Annotated in this window: 16 protein-coding genes; 9 read left to right on the forward strand and 7 right to left on the reverse strand. The window is 69.2% G+C overall.

What is annotated here, in order from left to right:
• Positions 1–329: 329 nt before the first annotated feature.
• The 3 genes from S1361_RS37260 (at position 330) to S1361_RS37270 (ending at position 6,687) form a co-directional block, all read left to right on the forward strand.
• On the forward strand, positions 330–719 hold the full coding sequence (locus tag S1361_RS37260; RefSeq protein ID WP_243769447.1) for a hypothetical protein: 390 nt from the start codon (positions 330–332) through the stop codon (positions 717–719).
• Positions 720–1,019: 300 nt separating this feature from the next.
• On the forward strand, positions 1,020–4,763 hold the full coding sequence (locus tag S1361_RS37265; protein ID WP_208036219.1) for an nSTAND1 domain-containing NTPase: 3,744 nt from the start codon (positions 1,020–1,022) through the stop codon (positions 4,761–4,763).
• Between the two features lie 259 nt (positions 4,764–5,022).
• Entirely contained in the window at positions 5,023–6,687 is a 1,665-nt protein-coding gene (locus tag S1361_RS37270) for a serine/threonine-protein kinase (RefSeq protein ID WP_208036220.1), read from the forward strand.
• Positions 6,688–7,060: 373 nt separating this feature from the next.
• On the opposite strand, the gene S1361_RS37275 is transcribed toward S1361_RS37270, so the two are convergent.
• From S1361_RS37275 to S1361_RS37285, 3 genes are all read right to left on the reverse strand, one after another.
• Positions 7,061–7,645, reverse strand: coding sequence for an SUKH-4 family immunity protein (locus S1361_RS37275; protein WP_208036221.1), 585 nt, complete (start codon positions 7,643–7,645; stop codon positions 7,061–7,063).
• Positions 7,646–7,909: 264 nt separating this feature from the next.
• Positions 7,910–8,053, reverse strand: coding sequence for a hypothetical protein (locus S1361_RS37280; protein WP_208036222.1), 144 nt, complete (start codon positions 8,051–8,053; stop codon positions 7,910–7,912).
• 267 nt (positions 8,054–8,320) lie between these two features.
• Positions 8,321–8,896, reverse strand: coding sequence for an AMIN-like domain-containing (lipo)protein (locus tag S1361_RS37285; RefSeq protein WP_208036223.1), 576 nt, complete (start codon positions 8,894–8,896; stop codon positions 8,321–8,323).
• Between the two features lie 143 nt (positions 8,897–9,039).
• Here S1361_RS37285 and S1361_RS37290 point away from each other — a divergent pair, with 143 nt between their 5' ends.
• Positions 9,040–9,216, forward strand: coding sequence for a hypothetical protein (locus S1361_RS37290; RefSeq protein ID WP_208036224.1), 177 nt, complete (start codon positions 9,040–9,042; stop codon positions 9,214–9,216).
• Positions 9,217–9,445: 229 nt separating this feature from the next.
• Positions 9,446–9,823 carry a hypothetical protein gene (locus S1361_RS37295; RefSeq protein ID WP_208036225.1) on the forward strand — a complete coding sequence of 126 codons (378 nt, stop codon included), beginning with the start codon at positions 9,446–9,448 and terminating at the stop codon, positions 9,821–9,823.
• 474 nt (positions 9,824–10,297) lie between these two features.
• Here S1361_RS37295 and S1361_RS37305 read toward each other — a convergent pair whose 3' ends face one another.
• The gene (locus tag S1361_RS37305; RefSeq protein ID WP_208036226.1) at positions 10,298–11,227 is read right to left on the reverse strand and encodes an ADP-ribosylglycohydrolase family protein; all 930 of its coding nucleotides are present in this window, start codon (positions 11,225–11,227) and stop codon (positions 10,298–10,300) included.
• Positions 11,228–11,923: 696 nt separating this feature from the next.
• The gene (locus tag S1361_RS37310) at positions 11,924–12,355 is read right to left on the reverse strand and encodes a DUF5958 family protein (RefSeq protein ID WP_208036227.1); all 432 of its coding nucleotides are present in this window, start codon (positions 12,353–12,355) and stop codon (positions 11,924–11,926) included.
• Positions 12,356–12,672: 317 nt separating this feature from the next.
• Here S1361_RS37310 and S1361_RS37315 point away from each other — a divergent pair, with 317 nt between their 5' ends.
• The 4 genes from S1361_RS37315 (at position 12,673) to S1361_RS37330 (ending at position 16,216) form a co-directional block, all read left to right on the forward strand.
• The gene (locus tag S1361_RS37315) at positions 12,673–13,107 is read left to right on the forward strand and encodes a VOC family protein (protein ID WP_208036228.1); all 435 of its coding nucleotides are present in this window, start codon (positions 12,673–12,675) and stop codon (positions 13,105–13,107) included.
• Positions 13,108–13,680: 573 nt separating this feature from the next.
• The gene (locus tag S1361_RS37320) at positions 13,681–14,937 is read left to right on the forward strand and encodes a DUF418 domain-containing protein (protein ID WP_425087912.1); all 1,257 of its coding nucleotides are present in this window, start codon (positions 13,681–13,683) and stop codon (positions 14,935–14,937) included.
• Between the two features lie 90 nt (positions 14,938–15,027).
• Positions 15,028–15,444, forward strand: a complete 417-nt coding sequence (locus S1361_RS37325) for a DUF6153 family protein (RefSeq protein ID WP_243769449.1) — start codon at positions 15,028–15,030, stop codon at positions 15,442–15,444.
• Between the two features lie 103 nt (positions 15,445–15,547).
• Positions 15,548–16,216, forward strand: coding sequence for a DUF305 domain-containing protein (locus S1361_RS37330; protein WP_208036229.1), 669 nt, complete (start codon positions 15,548–15,550; stop codon positions 16,214–16,216).
• A gap of 428 nt (positions 16,217–16,644) precedes the next feature.
• Here the strand turns inward: S1361_RS37330 and S1361_RS37335 are convergent, their stop codons facing one another.
• Positions 16,645–17,013 (reverse strand): VOC family protein, encoded by a 369-nt coding sequence (locus tag S1361_RS37335; RefSeq protein WP_208036230.1) that lies wholly within the window; start codon positions 17,011–17,013, stop codon positions 16,645–16,647.
• 347 nt (positions 17,014–17,360) lie between these two features.
• Positions 17,361–17,660, reverse strand: a complete 300-nt coding sequence (locus S1361_RS37340) for a hypothetical protein (protein WP_208036231.1) — start codon at positions 17,658–17,660, stop codon at positions 17,361–17,363.
• Positions 17,661–18,044 lie beyond the last annotated feature (384 nt).

Genomic DNA, 18,044 nt, shown 5'->3' on the forward strand with positions numbered 1-18,044 from the left:
GTGACACGGCGCGCCGACCTGGATCGCCCTCGGGCGGCGGGAGACCGCAACCGTCTCCCGCCGCCCGGTCGCCGTTCGTGGAGGCTCCTCCCGGCAGCAACTGCACGCCCCCCCCACGCTCGGCCCTGCCTCTCCGATCAGACTCCAAGGAGCCCCGAGCGGCTGATCACCGCTCACCTGCTGCTCCCGGGCGGCTGCGTCTCCTCTTAGCGATCTCACCGAGTCCGACCGGCACACGAGTTGGCGCATGAGCACTCCAGTTGGCGTGTGGATCAGCCCGGAGTGAGTATGCCTACGGGCTTGGTTGAGTAGAGCGCCTCATGAAGTGTATGAGCGCTGCCGACGATCATCGGCTCATGAACCCCCAGACCTATGCGAAGCTGTACGGCCCGTGGAAGCCGGCCCCGTCGGCCACAGCCCGCCCATGGGTCACGCTGTTGACGGCTCTGCTCGGCGCTGTCACCGTCCTGTCGCTGGCGTGGCTGACTTTCCTGGTAGGCGTTCTCGCACTGTGGGGCGCGGCGGAAGGGATGGCCGCCGGTGGTCTTCTCGCGGAGTACGCGGCGGGCGTGGCCGGCGGTGCTGCATTGCTCGTAGCGCTCGCCTTTGTGCCCGTGGTGCGGCGCATGACGCCGGCCGGACGTCGGCTGTTGCTGACTGCGGTGGCGTGTCCTGTCCCACTCGTTCTGGCTGTCGTGACCTGGTCGGGCGTCGGCTGACCACTTTCCCTGCCTCGCGTCGAACCGTGCACGGGCGGATCGTCGCGGGAAGGCGCGCGCCATCCAGTCTGCTGGTGCACCGACCTGGCGCAGTGTCTTGGTCTGCCGGTCTTGGAATTCTCCCCGCTCAACCCGGCACACTGTCCGAAACGGCGGTCAATGGCGGGCGCGGACGGCGTCCCCGGCGAGAGGCACTGACCAAAGAAAGTGCGGGTATTTACACTCCTGCCCCCGGCTCCGTAGCGTGCAGGGCCGCGCCGCATCCACGGGGGAGGGGCGTTCAGTGGGGGTGAGATGTCGATGGCGGGACGTCCTGAGAGTCCGCTCGATCCAAGTGCGGGGCCGGTCGCGCGATTCGCTGACGCGTTACGCAAGCTTCGTGTGGAGGCGGGGAGTCCGACGTACCGGGTGATGGCGCAGCGTACCGGTCAAGGTGCGAGCACCCTGTCGCAGGCGGCGGCGGGAGAGCGGCTGCCGACCCTGCCGGTCCTACTGGCGTACGTCCATGCCTGCGGTGGCGACCCCGAGGAGTGGGAGGAGCGGTGGCGTGAGGCGTCTGCGGAGGCGGCGGCAAAGCCGCGCACCGAGGACGAGGACGCCGAGCCCCCGTATCGTGGACTGGCCCGTTTCGAGCCGGGTGACGCCGACCTGTTCTTCGGCCGTGGACAACTCACCGACCGTCTGCTCGAGTTGACCCGCTCCCGCCGGTTCACTGCCGTGTTCGGCCCGTCGGGCAGTGGCAAGTCCTCTCTTCTGCGCGCCGGCCTCATCCCACGCCTGCGGATCCCTGAAGTCGCAGGTCCGCAGCCCGCTGCAGTGCGTATCCTCACTCCCGGAGAGCATCCGTTACGCGTCCATGAGCGGCGGTTGACACCGGAGGACGCCGGCGGCGACACGTGGCTGATCGTCGACCAGTTCGAGGAGCTCTACACCCTCTGCACCGACCCGGCAGAACGCAATCAGTTCATCGACCGGCTCCTGGCCGCCACCGACCCGGCAAGCCGGCTTCGCGTTGTCATCGCCGTACGTGCCGATTTCCTCGGCCGCTGCGCCGAACACCCCGCCCTCACTGCGGCGTTACAGGACGAGACCGTGCTGGTTGGCCCCATGAGCCGTGACGAGCTACGCGAGGCCATCACCAAACCAGCCCAGGCCGCGGGGATGATCGTGGAACGCGGACTGACCGCACGCATCATCGAGGAGGTCGAAGACGAACCCGGCGCCCTGCCGCTGATGTCCCACGCCCTGCTCGAGACCTGGCGCCGCCGCAAAGGCCGTGCCCTCACCATAGAGGCCTATCAAGCGGCCGGTGGCCTCAGCGGTGCCCTCGCCCGCACAGCGGAAGACGTGCACTCCCGTCTCACCCCGTCACAGGCTGACCTCGCCCGCCGCGTCATGCTGCGCCTGATCACCCCGGGCGAGGGAACACCCGACACCCGACGGCCCGCTCCTCGCACGGAGCTGGATCTCGGTGATCCCGACGACACGGACGAGGTTCTCGAACATCTCGCCCGTGCCCGCCTGCTCACGCTCGAGCAGGACACCGTCGACCTGACTCACGAAGCTCTGATCGCCGCGTGGCCTCGTCTGCAGGCATGGATCAACGAAGCACGAGACCGCCTGCGGCTTCACCGTCAGCTCACCGAAGCCGCACGGACATGGGACGACCTCGACCGCGACCCCGGCGCGCTGTTACGCGGCACCCGGCTCACCGCAGCCGAAGAGACATTCCTCCTCACAGACGCCGAAAGCGACCTCACCGCTGTCGAAAGGGAGTTCCTCACCCTCAGCATCACGGGCCGCCGCCGCGAACAAGAAGCAGCCGGCCGCACCACCCGGCGCCTGCGCCAGTTCACTCTGGCCTTGTCCGTCCTGCTTGTACTCGCCCTTGCCGCCGGGCTGATCGCCTGGCAGCAATATGGGGTCAGCGAGCAGCAGCGGCAGCAGGCGCTCACCGCACAGCGGGTGGCGGTTTCCCGCCAGCTCGCCGCGGAGTCGGACGGCCTCATCGGGGCCAACCCCGATCTGGCGTCCCTCCTGGCGGTCCAGGCGTACCGGGCCAGTCCGACAAGGGAAGCCACCGCCAGCCTCTTCGCTGCCGCGATGCTCCCACTCCAGCACCGCCTGACCGGGCACACCGGTTCCGTGGAGTCGGTGGCGTTCAGCCCGGACGGCCACACGCTGGCCAGCGGGGGAGTCGATGGGGTCCGCCTGTGGGATACGGCGACGGGCAAAGCGCGCGCCATCCTGAAGACCAGCGGCAGCGTGGAGTCGGTGGCGTTCAGTCCCGACGGCCACACCCTGGCCAGCGGTGAGTCCGAGGGGAAGGGGCAGCCGTTCGACGGGGAGGTCTTGCTGTGGGACACGGCCACCGGCAAGCCGCGCACCGCCCTGAAGACCCCGAGCGCCGTGGAGTCGGTGGCGTTCAGCAGGGACGGTCACACCCTTGCCAGCGGCGGAGTCGATGCGAGAGTCCGCCTGTGGGACACGGCCACGGGGAAACTGCGCACCACCCTCGAAGGACACACCCACACCGTGGAGTCGGTGGCGTTCAGCCCGGACGGTCACACTCTGGCCAGCAGCGAGTCCGGTGGGAAGGGTGAACAGTCCGACGGGAAGGTCCTGCTGTGGGACGCGGCGAAGGGCAAGCTGCGCACCACCCTCAAGGCGCACATCGGCGGCGCGGAAGCGGTGGCGTTCAGCAGGGACGGCCACACCCTCGCCAGCGGCGGAGCCGATGCGAAAGTCCGTCTGTGGGACACGGCCACGGGCAAACTGCGCACCACCCTCAAAGGACACACCGACACCGTCATGGGGGTGGCTTTCAGCCCTGACGGCCACACCCTCGCCAGCGGCGGGGGCGATCAGAAGGTCCTGCTGTGGGATCCCGCGACGGGCAGACTGCGCGCCACCCTCAAAGGGCACACCGACATCGTCGAGTCGGTCGCCTTCAGCCCGGACGGCCGTACCTTGGCCAGCACCGGGGACGACAAAACCGTGCGACTGTGGGACACCGCCCCAGGTAGCCCGCACGCCACCTTGCAAGCCTCCGGTGGCGTGCAATCGGTGGCGTTCAGCCCGGATGGTCGCAGCCTGGCCAGCGGCGAGTCCGATGAGACGGCCGGGGAGTTCGACGGGGAGATTCGGCTGTGGGACACGGCGACGGACAAGCTGCGCACCACTCTGCACGGACACATCAGTGCGGTGGAAACGGTTGCGTTCAGCCCTGACGGCCGCACCCTCGCCAGTGGCGGGGACGACTACGACAACGCAATCAGATTGTGGGACATGCCAACCGGCAAGTTGCGCACGACCCTCAACGGACACCTCGACACCGTGCTTTCGGTGGCCTTCAGCCCGGACGGCCACACTCTGGCCAGCAGCGGAGGCGATGGAAAGGTCCTGCTGTGGGACATGACGGCGGGCAAGCTGCGCACCACCCTGAGCGGGCAGTCCGACATCCTCGAATGGTCCGCCGAGTCGGTGGCGTTCAGTCCTGACGGCAACTCCCTGGCCGGCGCCGCGGACGATGGGAAGCTCCGACTGTGGGATACAAGGACGGGCAATCTGCGCACGGCTATCGAACCGGAAGTCGGCCGCGCCGTGTCGGTGGCCTTCAGCCCTGACGGCCGCATTCTGGCCAGCGGTTGGGACGATGAGAAGATTCGTCTGTGGGATACGGCCACCGGAAAGCTACGTGCCACCCTGAACGGGCACACGGGGAATATCGAATCGTTGGTGTTCAGTCCTGACGGTCACACTCTGGCAAGTGGCGGAGACGACAGGACGGTCCGACTGTGGGACATAGCCACCGGAGGGCTACGCACGACTCTGAACGGGCACACCGACACCGTGAAATCGCTGGCATTCAGCCCGGACGGCCGCACCTTGGCCAGCGGCGGAGCCGACGAAAAGGTCCGGCTGTGGGATGTCTCCCTGTCTGATCCTCTCTCCGCCATGAAGAAGATCTCTCAAGCAGTCCACAGAAGCCTGACCCAGAGTGAGCGATCAGCATACTTGGCTGACCAGCCGCCGACTGACTGAAGGGGCACCCCGATCGAGTCGTACCAACCCGCGATCACCTTCTACCGGATCGTCTGAACCACCGCGTCATCCTGTGCCAGACCAAAGGCGCTCCCCCTCCGGCCGCCTTGAGAATGAGTACCTCCGTTGACTCACCTGGCTGTCGGCGGCCTTCACCGGGTTCATCCATCATGCCGTCCACGTATCCTGCTGGCTGCCCGCAAGATCCGCGCAGCGCCCGTCGCTGCCGGGTGAGACGGCAAGACTGGGGGAGGGGCACGTGAAACCGGTGGAGGCGACGGATCCGGCTGCCGTAGGGGGGTATCCGACCCTGGCACGCCTGGGCGCCGGAGGCATGGGCCAGGTGTATCTGTCCCGTACGACGGCCGGACGGCCGCTCGCGCTGAAGACCGTTCGCCCGGATCTCGCCGAGGCACCCGACTTCGAGGCACGGTTCGCCCGGGAAGTCCGCAACAGCGACCTCGTCCGGTCGCCGTTCACCGTCTCCGTCATCGACTTCAGTCCGCCCGGCCACCGCCCCCAGTGGCTCGCGACCGAGTACGTCCCGGCGCCGTCGTTGGCCGAATGGGTCGTGGCCCACGGGCCGCTTCCGACGGTCGCCCTGCGGGCACTGGCCGGCGAACTGGCTTCTGCTGTCGCGGCCGTCCACGCCTGCTCGCTGGCGCACCGGGACATCAAGCCCTCGAACATCCTCCTGGGCCGCGAACGGCCCATGCTCATCGACTTCGGTATCGCCCGGGCAGCCGACGACTCGCGGCACACCCACAGCGGCGGCGTCATCGGCTCTCCGGGCTACCTGGCCCCCGAGCAGGTCTCCCGGGGCATCGTGACCGAGGCCGGTGACGTCTTCTCTCTCGGCTGTGTCCTCGTGTTCGCGGCGACCGGACACAGCCCGTTCCAGCATCCGGGCGAGGAGGTCTCGGCGGCCTCGCTGCTGTACCGCATCGTGCACGAGCCGGCTCAGATCGACTCCCTGCCACCGGAGTTGTTGCCCGTCGTGAGACGCTGCCTTGCCAAACAGCCCGAGCAGCGACCCAGCAGCAGGGAACTGACCGACCTGCTGCGCAACCGATCCGGCTCGGCCTGGAAACAGAGCCTGCCACCCGGCCTCGGTGACGAACTCGCGGCCCGCGAGGCGGAAGTGGCGCGCCTGGTCGCGGCCCCCACCCTCATGACGGCTCCGGTGCCGCCCGCCTGGAACGCACCCCTGCCACCCGCCGGCGCAACGACCCCGCCGCCCGCGGCCGGGACCGGCCCCGTGGGTGTTTTCGGACCCCCGCCTCCCCCTGGCGCACGACCGGGCGGCCCTTCTGGCGTACCGCCCGCCCCGACTGGCACCAGGCAGTCCACGCCCTCCACCTCCCGCACCTGGTGGATTGTCGGTGTGGTCGCAGCGGCCGCCGCCGTAACCATGGTCGCGCTGTTGCACCCGTTCGACGGACGCGATGATCGAGCGGGTGCGGACACGAAGGACGGCGGGCGCTCCACGCCCTCCACCTCGGCAACCGTTTCGGCGCTCCCGCGAAAGTGGACGGGAGTGTGGACCGGCACCGGGCCGGGCAATCCTCGCGCCGATGGACGACTCGCGCCCCGCACCACTTCGTTCAAGGTCACGCTGACCCTGCACACCGCCGCGGTCGGAGAGCTCGCCGGCAAGCAGGTCAGCAACGTCACCGAGGCCGGCACTCAACGCGAGGTGGGCTGCACCGAAGCCCTCGAACTGCGGGGCCTACGCGGAGCCACCGTCACCCTCGAGGCGGTCACAAGCCACCCCACCGACCGCTCGGCCTCCACGCTGACCTGCGAGAAAGGGCACGTGTACGTCGTGGAGCTGTCGGACGACGACACGATGACCCTAGGCGAGGAGGGAGCCCAGTCCGCAGGCGCACCCTCCCGCCTTCACCGTAGTCCGGGCACCTCATGACCCCTGACGAAGCTCCGAGCTGAGCGCAGCCGACTGCTGCCGACCCTGATGCGATCAGGTGTCGCCGGCCTCGACCGCAGCGTCGAGCGGTGGGGCGTGCTGCGTCGCCGTCCACGGCGGGTGACGCAGACCGCGCGGAGCCGACTGCTTATCCGTACTCCGTTTGCAGGGCTGCCTTACGACGGAGCCCTTGCTGACCAGTGAGCACGTGAGTCGGCGACCGGAGCGTCTTGTTTCGATGGCTTGGCTGAGCCCGTCGGCGACGGCGGGCCGACCATGTCCCAGGCCGGGCCGGCGCACCCGATCCGGGGCGTCGACGCCTACGCTCGGCTGCACGGCGTCCCGGCGACGCAGGTCCTCACCGGCCCCATGCTCAGTCCAGACGCTCGAAGATCTCATCCCAGAACGCAGAGTCGTCCACATACAGGTCCTGGCTGGTCATTCGCTCACGTAGATCGGTTACGGCGGCCGCGCGTGCGGCGTCGTCGGCCGATTCCAGGGCGTTGCTCGACTCGGCGATCAGCCCGAGGAGCACGGCCAGCTGGGGGAGGGAATCGGCGGCCGGTCCCTTCCACCCGGCCCCGTGGTCCCACCCGTTGGGGTCGTAGTGGGTGATGCCACCGTCCGCCGCGCCGAGCATCAGGTGCTGGTCGTACCAGGTGGCCATGGTGAAGCAGAAGTTCTTGGGCGGCGAGTCGTCGTCCGGGTAGCGTTCCCCGTAGATCTCGTCGGCATCGAACGGTTCCAGCGCGTACTCGTCCCGCAAGTGCCTCGTGTCGATCCCCACGACGTCGAGGTGGACGGCGGGGAATCCGACCCGGAGCAGGAATTCTCTCGATGCGGCATCAGTCAGCTCGGCCGGCAGGTCAGCCTCGTCCGGGCGCCAGAGCGAACCTTTGCCCAACCGGTCCTCCAGCCACACCGCGTCCGGTATCAGCGGAGTGTCCTTGCTCTGCACTGCGTGTCTCCCATGCGTCGCCGTCGTTCAGGTGCTGGCACATTCAATCTCATAGCCGTCGGCGAGAGACGAGGCCGCAGCGCCCACAAGCCGGTCGGCTGGGCGAAGGCCGGCCGCCGCTCGGTCCGTCGGCGCGACACAGGCATGACCGCCACGGAGGCCGCGGCCGCGCTCAAGAAAGCCGGCTGCAGCAGCACCTCGAACGCGGCAGCGAGGCACTGCCCGGCGATCCGCGCGGCCCCGCCCAAGTCGGCAAGTGGGAGCTCAGCGTGCAACTGCCCGCCACCACCGGCGGCGTCCACGCCCCGGACGCCCGGCGGCGCTGCCGTCCAGGACGAGTTCGCCGCCGACGCCGAACACGAACGCGTGCAGCAGCCGCGTGACGATCAGCGCCGCCAGGAGCAGCAAGCCGAAGCCGCCCGCACGCCGCCCTCGCCCCGGACGTCCCGAGCAACGCCCTGCCGAGCACGCCGGCCCGTACCGCCCTGCCGTAGCCACTCAGCGAGGACGAGTGGGCGGCCGTGGCCCCACCGCCCGAGCCGACCCGCCGGCCGCGCTCGCCTTCAACGCGCTGCTCTTACGCGCGTACGAGGCCGGCATCGGGGCGCGTGTGGGGACCGCGCCACGACGTTGACGCCCGGGAGGAACGGGCGGTCGGGACTGGCCGGGCGTGGGTCAACTCGTCCAGCTGTGGGCCACGTCGACCACGACGCGGTCGTCCAACTGGAGTACCCGGAAGGGCAGTCGGGCGCGCACACCGAGACCGACCTGCGTCTGTCCCTCGAAGGTGCCGCCGAACCGGGTGTCCCGGAAGGTCCTGTACCCGCTGAGGTTCACGCCGGGCAGGGCCTTGCCCACCTTCCCCGGATAGGTCGGCACGCCGGCCTCCAGGTCGTAGCTCCACGCGCCGACGCGGATGTCGAGGATCGCCCCGCCGGCAACGGGTATGTACTGGCCCGAGGGGTCCGCGTAGAACCGGTCCACGTACTGGACGTGGTAGCCGATGTGGTTGCCGCCGCCGGACACGATGAACACCATGCGGTCGTAGCACTCGTGCTGTCCGGTCCTGATGTCCTCCAGGTGATCGGCTCCCATGGCGGTACCACCCTTGGCACCGCTGCCCCAGCCCGTCGGGCAGGCCGCCGCCGCGCGCGGTCCCTCCGCCGGGGCCGCGCCCGCGGTGCTCGCCGCCGTCCCCAGCGTGGCGCCCATGAGCGCGAGCACCGCCACTGCCGCTCTGACACGTCGCATCCTGTCCCCCTTGGTCGCGCTTGGTCGCGTAACTCTGATACCGGGTGAGACAGTCGACCACACCACAAGGTTGTACGCCAGACGGGGACAAAGAGGGAATCTTGCCGTCCGTGAGATCACCTGGAGGATGCCCGGTCCCATGCGTGCGTGACCGCTTCGCCGCAGTCGTCTCCGCAGCCGCCGCTGTCGGCCAGGTCACCGAGCTCGACCAGATCGCCTTCGTCCATGCCCGGGCCGACCTCAAGGCCCTCGAAGGCCCCCACGCCGACTACCTCGAACCCCTCGTCGACGGTACGCGCGGACACTGCGGTAGTTGCTGAGGTCCACCTTGACAACTGTTGGGGACGCCGAGGCGAACTCCCTGCCCTCGCGTCATGACCGTCGTGTTCCGGCGCCGCGCGGCAAGACTTCAGCCGCTCGCCATCTCACCGCCCCCTGCCCGCCATCCCAGGCCGCGGGACGGGCTCGTAACCTTCCGCAGTCCGAAACGATCAACATCCTGGAGGGGACATGCGAGAGCGCGCACGGATCGCCTGCCGCGCAGCGGCGGTGGCCATCGCGCTGGCGGCAGCAGGGGGAGCAACCACGGTCCCGGCGGTTGCAGCGCCGACCGGTGTCACCCAAACCGCGCCGGCACCGGCGCCGACAGGCCTGGCGTACAGCTATGACGCGGCCACCGAGCAGGTAACCGTCAGCTGGGACCCGAAGGACCCGGCCGACACAGTGACGACTGGCTATCGCGAGGGGTCCTGCAGCGGTCCCTCGACCGCCGACGGACCGTGCTTCGTCCGGGCGTCGGGGCCGCTGCTCACCGGCAGCTCGTTCACGTTCCACCGGGCTGCGGGCCTGACGAGCTACTTCCGGCTGTACGCCGAGAACGCCGCGCACCGGCTCACCGGCTCGGCGATCCTCACCATCACCACCTGAGACAGCCCGGCATACGACTGGAGCAGCGGCAGCACCTCCTCCTACGAATCCCGGGCGACGAGAGACAGGGTCAGGACGAAGTGCACGACCGGCCTGGTCGGCAGGAGGCGCCGCCGCCGCTCAGCCGGTCGTGCTTGATTACGGCCGCGTCCACCAGCTCAGCGGTGAATGGCTTCGTCAGGGTCCCGATCCGCACCCGCTGCCCCGCACTCACCCGTCACACCCGGGGCAAACGATCTCTGCGACTCAAAAGCAACGGCATCGGTCGGTGAAGCCCCCCGGCAGCCACCCATGAGTAGCCTCGATCTGCTGGCAGATCACCGGTAGCGGGACAGGGGCAGCGATGTGATCGCGGAGCTGGGTGCGACGAGCCGAGCCCGCTTGGAGAGCGTGCTGATGGATCCGGAGGGTGCCTATGGCCATCCGGTGCCCGGCTTCGATATCGAAGCTGATCATCCTGGAGCAGCGCCCGGTTCAGCCTCCGAGGCGGTGTGCGAGGTCGAGCAGATCCGCCAGGCGCAGCACGCGTCGGTCGAAGCCTGGCAGGGGGACGTGGAGCGGCTGGGTCCAGTGGGCGGGGATTGCATCCAGCCCGTAGTACGCCCCCGCGAGGCCTCCGGTCACCGCGGCGACGGTGTCTGTGTCACCGCCGAGGTCGATCGCCGCGCGTACCGCGGTTTCGAAGCTGGTGGTCGTGCGCAGGGCCCAGACGGCGGAGCCCAGGCAGGGCCAGACGGCACCGTTGAACTCGGTCGCCTGATCGGGGTGCCAGTCGGGCGCGAGGACAGTGGCGTAACGGCCCCGGTGGTCGGGATGGACGAGAGCCAGGATGTCCGGGAGCGCCTTGAGGGGGTCGGTGCCCTCGAACGTGACGCGGATGAGTTCGTGGAAGATCGCGGTGCCTTCCCAAGCTGCGCGGTCGCCGTGGGTGAGGGCTGCGATGCGGCGGGCAGCGTCCATGGTGGCTTCCGGGCCGGCCGCTGCGAAGTGGACCGCGGCGGTCGATGCCCGCATCAGGGAACCGTTTCCCGCTGCTCGCTGGTTGACCTGGAAATGGATCGCGGCGGCGAGGTCCCAGGGCATGCCGTTGGTGAGGACGTCTTCGGTCTGCAGGCCGATGTCTTTGGGTTCTGACGCGGCCCACCGCTGGAAGCGGGCGAAGATGTCCGGCAGATCCAGACCGCCCCGCTCCAGCAGCGACTCAGCGACCAGCACGGCCATCTGCGTGTCGTCGGTGGCCTCGCCGGGGTCCCAGCCACCGCCTCCGCACATCTCGCCACCGGCGCCAGGCGTGGGAAACCGCGCGGAGAAGGCTCCCTGGGGACCGAACTCGAAAGGACCGCCCAGGGCGTCACCCACCGCTGAGCCGACGACCGCGCCGGCGGCCCGCTGCATCCGCTTCACGCGTGCAGGCTATCCGCGCCGGGCCGGGCCGACGGCCGCGCGGCGCTGTTCCTTCTCTTCGACTCCCCGAACCACCGGCGGCAAACGCCTCCCGCCTACGCAGATGCGCCGCCGGAGACCCCTGGGTGGCGCGCCGGTTCGCGTTCGTGGCCACCGGCGACACTACGACCCCCACGTTCTCCAGTACCACTCCCGGCGCGAGGGGGCCTGCGATCGACGAGGTCACGGTCACCTCCTGCGGCTGCGGCTGCGGCTGCGGCTGCGCCTGAGTTCGCGTCCTACGCCGCATCGCAGCAGGCAACCAGCATGACGCCCTTCCCGAAGCAGTGCCCGGGAGGGGCCTCGCGGCGTCTCAACCCTGGCGTCCCGATGGGCTCTCAGGCTCGGGCCCGCCACCACAGGAAGCTGCAGGGCCTTGCTGCGTACCGGCAGACAGGAGTGACATCGCAGTCCGCATGTCCCTGTTCTGGCTCATGGCGAGACATGTCCGAGCGTCTGGAGAACCGTCCCGCTCAGCTCCCCTGCTCACCCTGGGGAACCCGGTCCGGCCAGATGCAGACCCGTCTCACGCAGTGCTTCGCGGCGCAGCTGCTCCGGACACCGAGGCCCGGGCAGAACGAGTTCAGCCCGGCTGGTGGGGCGTCACATGGGAGGGCCGTCCGATAGCCACCCCAGTCAGGGGTGGGGTGGCCGATGCTACGGCTGCCCGGTTGCAGCCGGCAGGTTGTGCCATGCATGTCCGCAGGCGCCTCTGCAGTACGCCTCGCGGCGGCGAGTGTCGGCAATGGCGAACGCGGAAACGAGGACGTGGAATGCCTTGACGTACTCGGCGGCGGGGAGGCCCGCGAACCCGTATCGGGGTGGGTCCATGCAGATCATGACCGAGGGGTTGGCCGTCGGCTTCACACCGGACCGCGCCACCCCCGCACGGCCGTCCGCAGCTGTGATGTGCGCCTGCATCGCATAACCGGCGACCTCCTGCAGGACTTCCCGCTGGCCTGTCGGGGCGAGGCATGAGAACCAGCCCGCACCAGCGTCCAACGTGCGGAGTCCTTGGGCGATCTCGTTGACGATCCGCTCGGTCTCGCGCCGTAAGGCGCGGCCGTCGTCGCTGCTGGTGTCCGTCATCGCTTGATGATGTCACGACGCTGGTTCCGGTCGAGGGCCTGCATCCGCACCCGAGAGCCGCGCGGGCGGGCGTGCCTCGTCAGACAGGTTGGCGGTTGGCTTCGACAAGGAGAGCCGGGTCTGGCTCAGTTTCTACGGGGTGGCTCAGACGCGTCGAAGGGCAATGAGTTGTGCATGCCCTGACCGGCCTCTCCTGATTTCAGGGCGCGTTCGTTCCGACTTGGTGTCCAAGGCGGCCCCGGGCGCGGCGGGTGGCGGGCGCAACCGCCTGGGGAAATGAGCGGCAGGGTCTCTGTGGTGCGGGGTACGGTGCGCCGATGTCAGTGATCAAGAAGTTCCAAGTCACCTTTGACTGCGCAGAACCCGAGCGCCTCGCTCGCTTCTGGTGTGAAGTGTTGGGGTACCTCATACCGCCGCCACCGGAGGGGTTCACCACCTGGGAGGATTTCAACCGCACCCTGCCTCCTGAGGAGCAGGGTTCATGGTTCGCCTGCAGTGATCCCTCAGGCGTGGGGCCGCGGCTGTACTTCCAGCGCGTCCCCGAAGGCAAGATCGTCAAGAATCGGGTGCATCTCGACGTCCGGGTCGGCACCGGTCTCGTGGGAGACGAGCGCCTGGCCACGCTTGAAGCCGAGTGCGCTCGACTGGTCGCGCTCGGTGCGACCCATGTGCAAACGCTGTATGCCGATGGGGAAAACGAGTCGTGCATCCCGATGCTGGACATCGAGGGCAACGAGTTCTGTATCGACTGAGCACTCTCGGACCCCCGGAGGTGCGGAGCTGCCTCCCCTGGCCTCCCTGGTCTCGTAAACGTCGTCGCCTTTCAGAGTGAAGTCACGAGGGATCCTCCATCCCTTCACTCCGTGCGGGCCCGGACCTTACGGCGGGAGGCGTTGTGTGGGGCTCCCGGGAGCGCGCCGTCGTCATTGTTTGCGTCGCCCTGCAACGCTTCGTGGCGTTTCAGATACTCTGCGCTGTAACCGGGCCGGGGACGATGCGGCGGGCCTCGATGCAGCCTGGCCGCGTGGGGCTCCTCCTGGTTCCTCGCGCTCCGCCGCGGTGACCGCCGCGGCCTGGGCGCACCGCAGTGCCGGACACAGCTGCTCATGGCGAAGGACCTGTTGAGGAGGCGGGTGATGTGGTCGTCGCAGCGGCCTCCCCCCCCGCGAGCGATCAGAACGAGATGACCCGCATCGTGCACGGAGGAGCCGTCGGCGTGCGCAGCCATCCCCCTCGACCGGCAGGACTGGTGTGCAGTCAAGCGGCGGGGCGGCTTCGGAAAGCTGCCGGAGTGACCAGGGTGAGACATGGTGAATCCATGAGGCATGGCAGCAATTCCGGCCGGGCCGGCGGACATGTCAGCGCGGCCTGAGCGCGACCGCTCACCCGCCTCCCACGGCGGGTCCTCGACAAACCGGCTGATCGGCATCGACCTGGCTCGCGGACTGGCGGTCTTCGGCATGTACTCCGCCCATGTCGGGCCGGACGTGACGGTCGGCGGGCCGGTGGGATTCCTCCTCGAGACCGCCCGTGGCCGCTCCGCCGCGCTCTTCGCGCTGCTCGCCGGGTTCTCACTGGTCATCATCACGGGCCGCCCTCGCCCCCATACCGGACGGGCAGGCCGTCAGGTACGGGCCAGGGTCATGATTCGCGCCGTCGTCCTGCTGGCGCTCGGTTACGCGCTGACCGCGCTGGACACCGACGTCGACGTGATCCTCAGCTTCTACGGACTGCTCTTCTTGGCCGTCCTCCCCCTCTACCGCCTGCGAGCAGCAACGCTCGCTCTCATCGCTGCGGCCGGTGCGCTGATCCTGCCCCAGGTCCTGTTCGCGATCAGGGTCTCCATCGAGGGCGGCACCTGGGCAGACGCCGTCATCGCCCATGACCCCTTGGCCCGGATCAGCGGGACGGACGGCATCATCGAGCTCCTGGTCACGGGCGAATACCCGGTGCTCACCTGGATCCCCTTCCTCATCGCGGGCATGGCGGTGGCCCGGCTGGACCTGACCCGGTCAGGCACTCGATGTCGGCTCGCGATCGTCGGCGGGGTGCTGGCTCTGCTGGGCTACGGCAGTTCCTGGCTCGCTCTGCACCTGGTCCCGCACGCCCTTTCCGCCGTCGCGTCCGCCACGGACGGCGGCTCGGCCTCGTCGGCCTGGTGGTCCGACACCGTCGGCCGACTTGAGGGCCGTCCCCCGCCGGCGTGGTTGCTGGTGGCCGTTCCGCACAGCCAGACCTCCTTCTCCGTGGTCGCCAACACCGGTGTGGCCCTCGTGGTGATCTCCGCCTGTCTGACAGTCGCCGAACGGATGCCCCGCCTCACCCGGCTGGCCACACCTGTTGCCGCGGTCGGCATGACGGCACTGACCATGTACGTCCTGCACGTCGTCGCGCTGTGGTTCTTCGGCGATGTCTGGTACGTGGCCGCGGTCGATGAGGACACCATGGCCGCCCTGCCGGCGTTGCTGAGCTTCATGGCGGCCGCCATGGTTCTGGCGGTCGTGTGGACCCGGCGCTTCCGGCGCGGCCCGCTGGAGCAAGCACTCCACCTGGCCACCCAGCCGGCATGGAACATCAGATGACCCGTCCGCATGGCTGGCACGAAGGATGCGCCAGGGGTGAGGTGCCAACAGCAGCGCGAAGCCTTCCGGAGGGAACCCCCGTCTGAACGCATGACGTCCAGCATCCGTATCGGCTCTGTGATGAGTTCCGTGCGCTGGATGTGGATGGCTCTGGCACTGGTGGCCGGGGTGCTGGGGATGCATGCCCTGTCACCCATGGGTATGCCGGCTGCCGGCCGACACGACATGGCGATGTCGGTCGTGGCCCCAGGCCGGCAGCCCGCGTCCGCCCACGCTGCGGGGGCAGACTGCCAGCACCTGACGGACCCGGGCGGCGGCATGGGCACGGACCACTCCGGCGGGACCTGTGCAGCGGGCGGTACGGCCGCTGGTTACGTTCCGCCGGTCCTGATGCCGTCACTGGTCGCCCGCGAGCCCGCGGCGACCGCCGGCAGCGTTCCGGCCGTGGGGGCGGTGGACGGCCGGGCACCGCCGGACCTTTCCCAACTGCAGCTCCTGCGGATCTAGAGGCGCCCGCACGGCACCCGCCTGAGGCAGGTGGCGCGCTCCGGTCTGTCTGCATCCGTCATCCCGCGCGTGAGCGCGGGCGCTTCAAGGAGCTGTACTTTTCATGGCATCTCGCCGTTCTCTCATCCGCCGGACCACCGCGCTGGCCGCGACCGCCATTGCTGCGGTGGTGCTGGCCGCCTGCGGCAGCAGCGACTCCTCCTCGTCCTCGAAGCAATCCGGACAAGGCATGGGGGCGATGTCCTCCGCCAGCGCGCCGGCTACCGCTTCGGCCGCGCAGGGCAGCCACAACGCGCAGGACGTGTTGTTCGCGCAGGGAATGGTCCCGCACCACCGGCAGGCCGTGGTCATGGCGGACCTGGCGCCGTCGCGAGCGAAGTCACAGCAGGTCAAGGACCTGGCTGCGAAGATCAAGCAGGCTCAGGATCCGGAGATCACCACCATGTCGGGCTGGCTGAAGGCCTGGGGCGAGAAGGCCCCGGACGCCGGCATGGCCGGCATGGGTCACTCAGCCATGCCGGGCATGGATCACTCGTCGATGCCCGGCATGATGTCGGACGACGACATGGGCAAGCTGAAGGACCTGTCCGGTGACGCCTTCGACAAGGCGTTCGTGCAGATGATGATCAGCCATCACCAGGGCGCCATCGAGATGGCGAAGACCGAGCAGGCCAAGGGCGCCTACGGACCCGCCAAGACGATGGCCAAGTCGATCGTCACCTCGCAGTCAGCCGAGATCACCGAGATGAACAAGATCCTCGGCAACCACTAGTACCCGGCCGGCCCGCGGCTCGGGGCAGTCAGGAAAACCGGCGCCCCGAGCCGCGGCCCACCACCATGGCCCACAGTGCACATCAGCACCAGCATGCGCACCGCACCCCCCATGGCTCCGGTGCCTCCCTGACCGGCACGCCATCCGTCCCGGCCTGGGCCCGCAGCCCAGCCGGATTCCCTGTGCGGGCGAGCGGCTCGGGCAACAGGCATGGCCGTCCCGGCAGCAGGGTGGCATCGGCCGTTCTTTGCGGCCCAGTGGCGCGCCCACGTCGACCGCGTCGACGTTGGCCCACCGCCGCCCGCCGCGACCACATCCACCTGCGTGCTGCCGGCCTCGGCGCCCTGGCCGGGGCGGATCTCACCAAGCTCCGCACTGACCGCGCTCGCGCAACCCACCTGCTTCGCGCGCTGCTCTCCGGAACAGCGTCACTGAGCCGGGATCGGCTGGGTGAGGTTCACCGGGTTGCCGTCGGGATCCTGGATGTGGGCGACGCGCTGTCCCCACGGCATGTCGTTGGGGCCGCCGCGGACCGACCCGCCCAGCGCCGTCACCCGGCCGAGTGTCTCGTCGACGTCGTCGACAGCGATGCTGAGCAGGATCCGCGGCTCCGCCCCGGTCCCCGGGTTGGTCTTGGCCACCAGCCCGAGGTCGGTGTCGCCGATGCGCAAGCCGAGGTAGAAGACCGGGCCTGCCTCCGGCACCCGGAAGATCTCCTCGGCGCCGAACAATTTCGTGTAGAAGCCGAGCAGGACGTGGTGGTCGGCAGTCAGGATCACTGGCTGGATGGTGGACATGGCTCTCCTGTCGAGAACGGTCGTGTCGCTGGGTAGACCGTTCGAGGACGGTGAACTCATCGGCAAGACCGGCCTGCCAGACGATCTACGGCCCGGACTGCCGTCCACGATCAGCACGAGCACCCCGAAACGCGGCCCGTCCGTCCGGCCTCCAGCGAGCGCCGGTCCTCGCGCCGACGGGCCGTACGGCTCGGGCACGGCAGCGCCGCGGCGCGAGCGGTGCGCCGGCGTATCGCAGATGGTCGTGGCTGCCCTCCCTGCCGAGCGGCGCCTGGCGGGCGGCGGCCCTGCCTCAGAGGTCAGCCCTGGCGGCGCCGCACGCGCTGACACGTCCCGTCCAGGATTGGTCACCCTACGTCGAAGTCGGTCCGGGGCCGGACCTCCACGATGAAGTCGGGGTCCTTCATCTCGCCCGTCTCGTCATGCCAGAGGAAGACTCGGACGTGCATCGCGTGGCTCAGGCCGTTCCGCTCCCACTCGGTCATGAGGTCGCCGATGATTCGGCCGATGGCGTGCTTGGCGCCTTCGTCCGTGTCGGGAGCGGTGATCGCGCCGTGCCACCGTTCGGGGTCACTGCCGTAGGGGCGCCAGCCCTCGGACCCGTGGGGTTCGAACACCCGGTACGCCCAGTCCGTATTGGTGTCCATATCACCGATCGTGTCACCGCAAGGAGTCATGCGCCGTATCGGATCGACACACCCGCCGAGCGCGGGTCCGTCGGAGCGAACAACTGACGGTCCAACGTCGTGACTGGAGCACCCCCCCTGTATCCATGCGCTGGGTGAGCCGGGCGGCCGGGAGGGCGTCGATGAAGGCGGTGGCGGCTTCCCACCCTGGCTTTCTTCCTGCAGAGAAGCGGCCCTGCGGCCTTCGCCGAGCCCGGTGATCGGCCCTCCCAGGCGCCCACAGGCGATCATGGAAAGACAGCCCCCCGATGAGCATCGTGCAAGCCAGTCTCGACCGCGCCGGGCAGGAAATGTTCACCCGGCCGATCACCTGAAAGGGCAGAACCGCCGTCGAGGAAAATGCTT

It is taken from the genome of Streptomyces cyanogenus, from assembly GCF_017526105.1.
GTDB lineage: Bacteria > Actinomycetota > Actinomycetes > Streptomycetales > Streptomycetaceae > Streptomyces > Streptomyces cyanogenus.

What these genes read in the sequence shown, in the direction of transcription:
- S1361_RS37285 (WP_208036223.1), bottom strand. Translation starts at nt 8,896, where the DNA reads ATGCGACGTGTCAGAGCGGCAGTGGCGGTGCTCGCGCTCATGGGCGCC.
- S1361_RS37265 (WP_208036219.1), top strand. Translation starts at nt 1,020, where the DNA reads ATGGCGGGACGTCCTGAGAGTCCGCTCGATCCAAGTGCGGGGCCGGTC.
- S1361_RS37320 (WP_425087912.1), top strand. Translation starts at nt 13,681, where the DNA reads ATGGCAGCAATTCCGGCCGGGCCGGCGGACATGTCAGCGCGGCCTGAG.
- S1361_RS37340 (WP_208036231.1), bottom strand. Translation starts at nt 17,660, where the DNA reads ATGGACACCAATACGGACTGGGCGTACCGGGTGTTCGAACCCCACGGG.
- S1361_RS37330 (WP_208036229.1), top strand. Translation starts at nt 15,548, where the DNA reads ATGGCATCTCGCCGTTCTCTCATCCGCCGGACCACCGCGCTGGCCGCG.
- S1361_RS37315 (WP_208036228.1), top strand. Translation starts at nt 12,673, where the DNA reads ATGTCAGTGATCAAGAAGTTCCAAGTCACCTTTGACTGCGCAGAACCC.
- S1361_RS37335 (WP_208036230.1), bottom strand. Translation starts at nt 17,013, where the DNA reads ATGTCCACCATCCAGCCAGTGATCCTGACTGCCGACCACCACGTCCTG.
- S1361_RS37310 (WP_208036227.1), bottom strand. Translation starts at nt 12,355, where the DNA reads ATGACGGACACCAGCAGCGACGACGGCCGCGCCTTACGGCGCGAGACC.
- S1361_RS37325 (WP_243769449.1), top strand. Translation starts at nt 15,028, where the DNA reads ATGACGTCCAGCATCCGTATCGGCTCTGTGATGAGTTCCGTGCGCTGG.
- S1361_RS37260 (WP_243769447.1), top strand. Translation starts at nt 330, where the DNA reads ATGAGCGCTGCCGACGATCATCGGCTCATGAACCCCCAGACCTATGCG.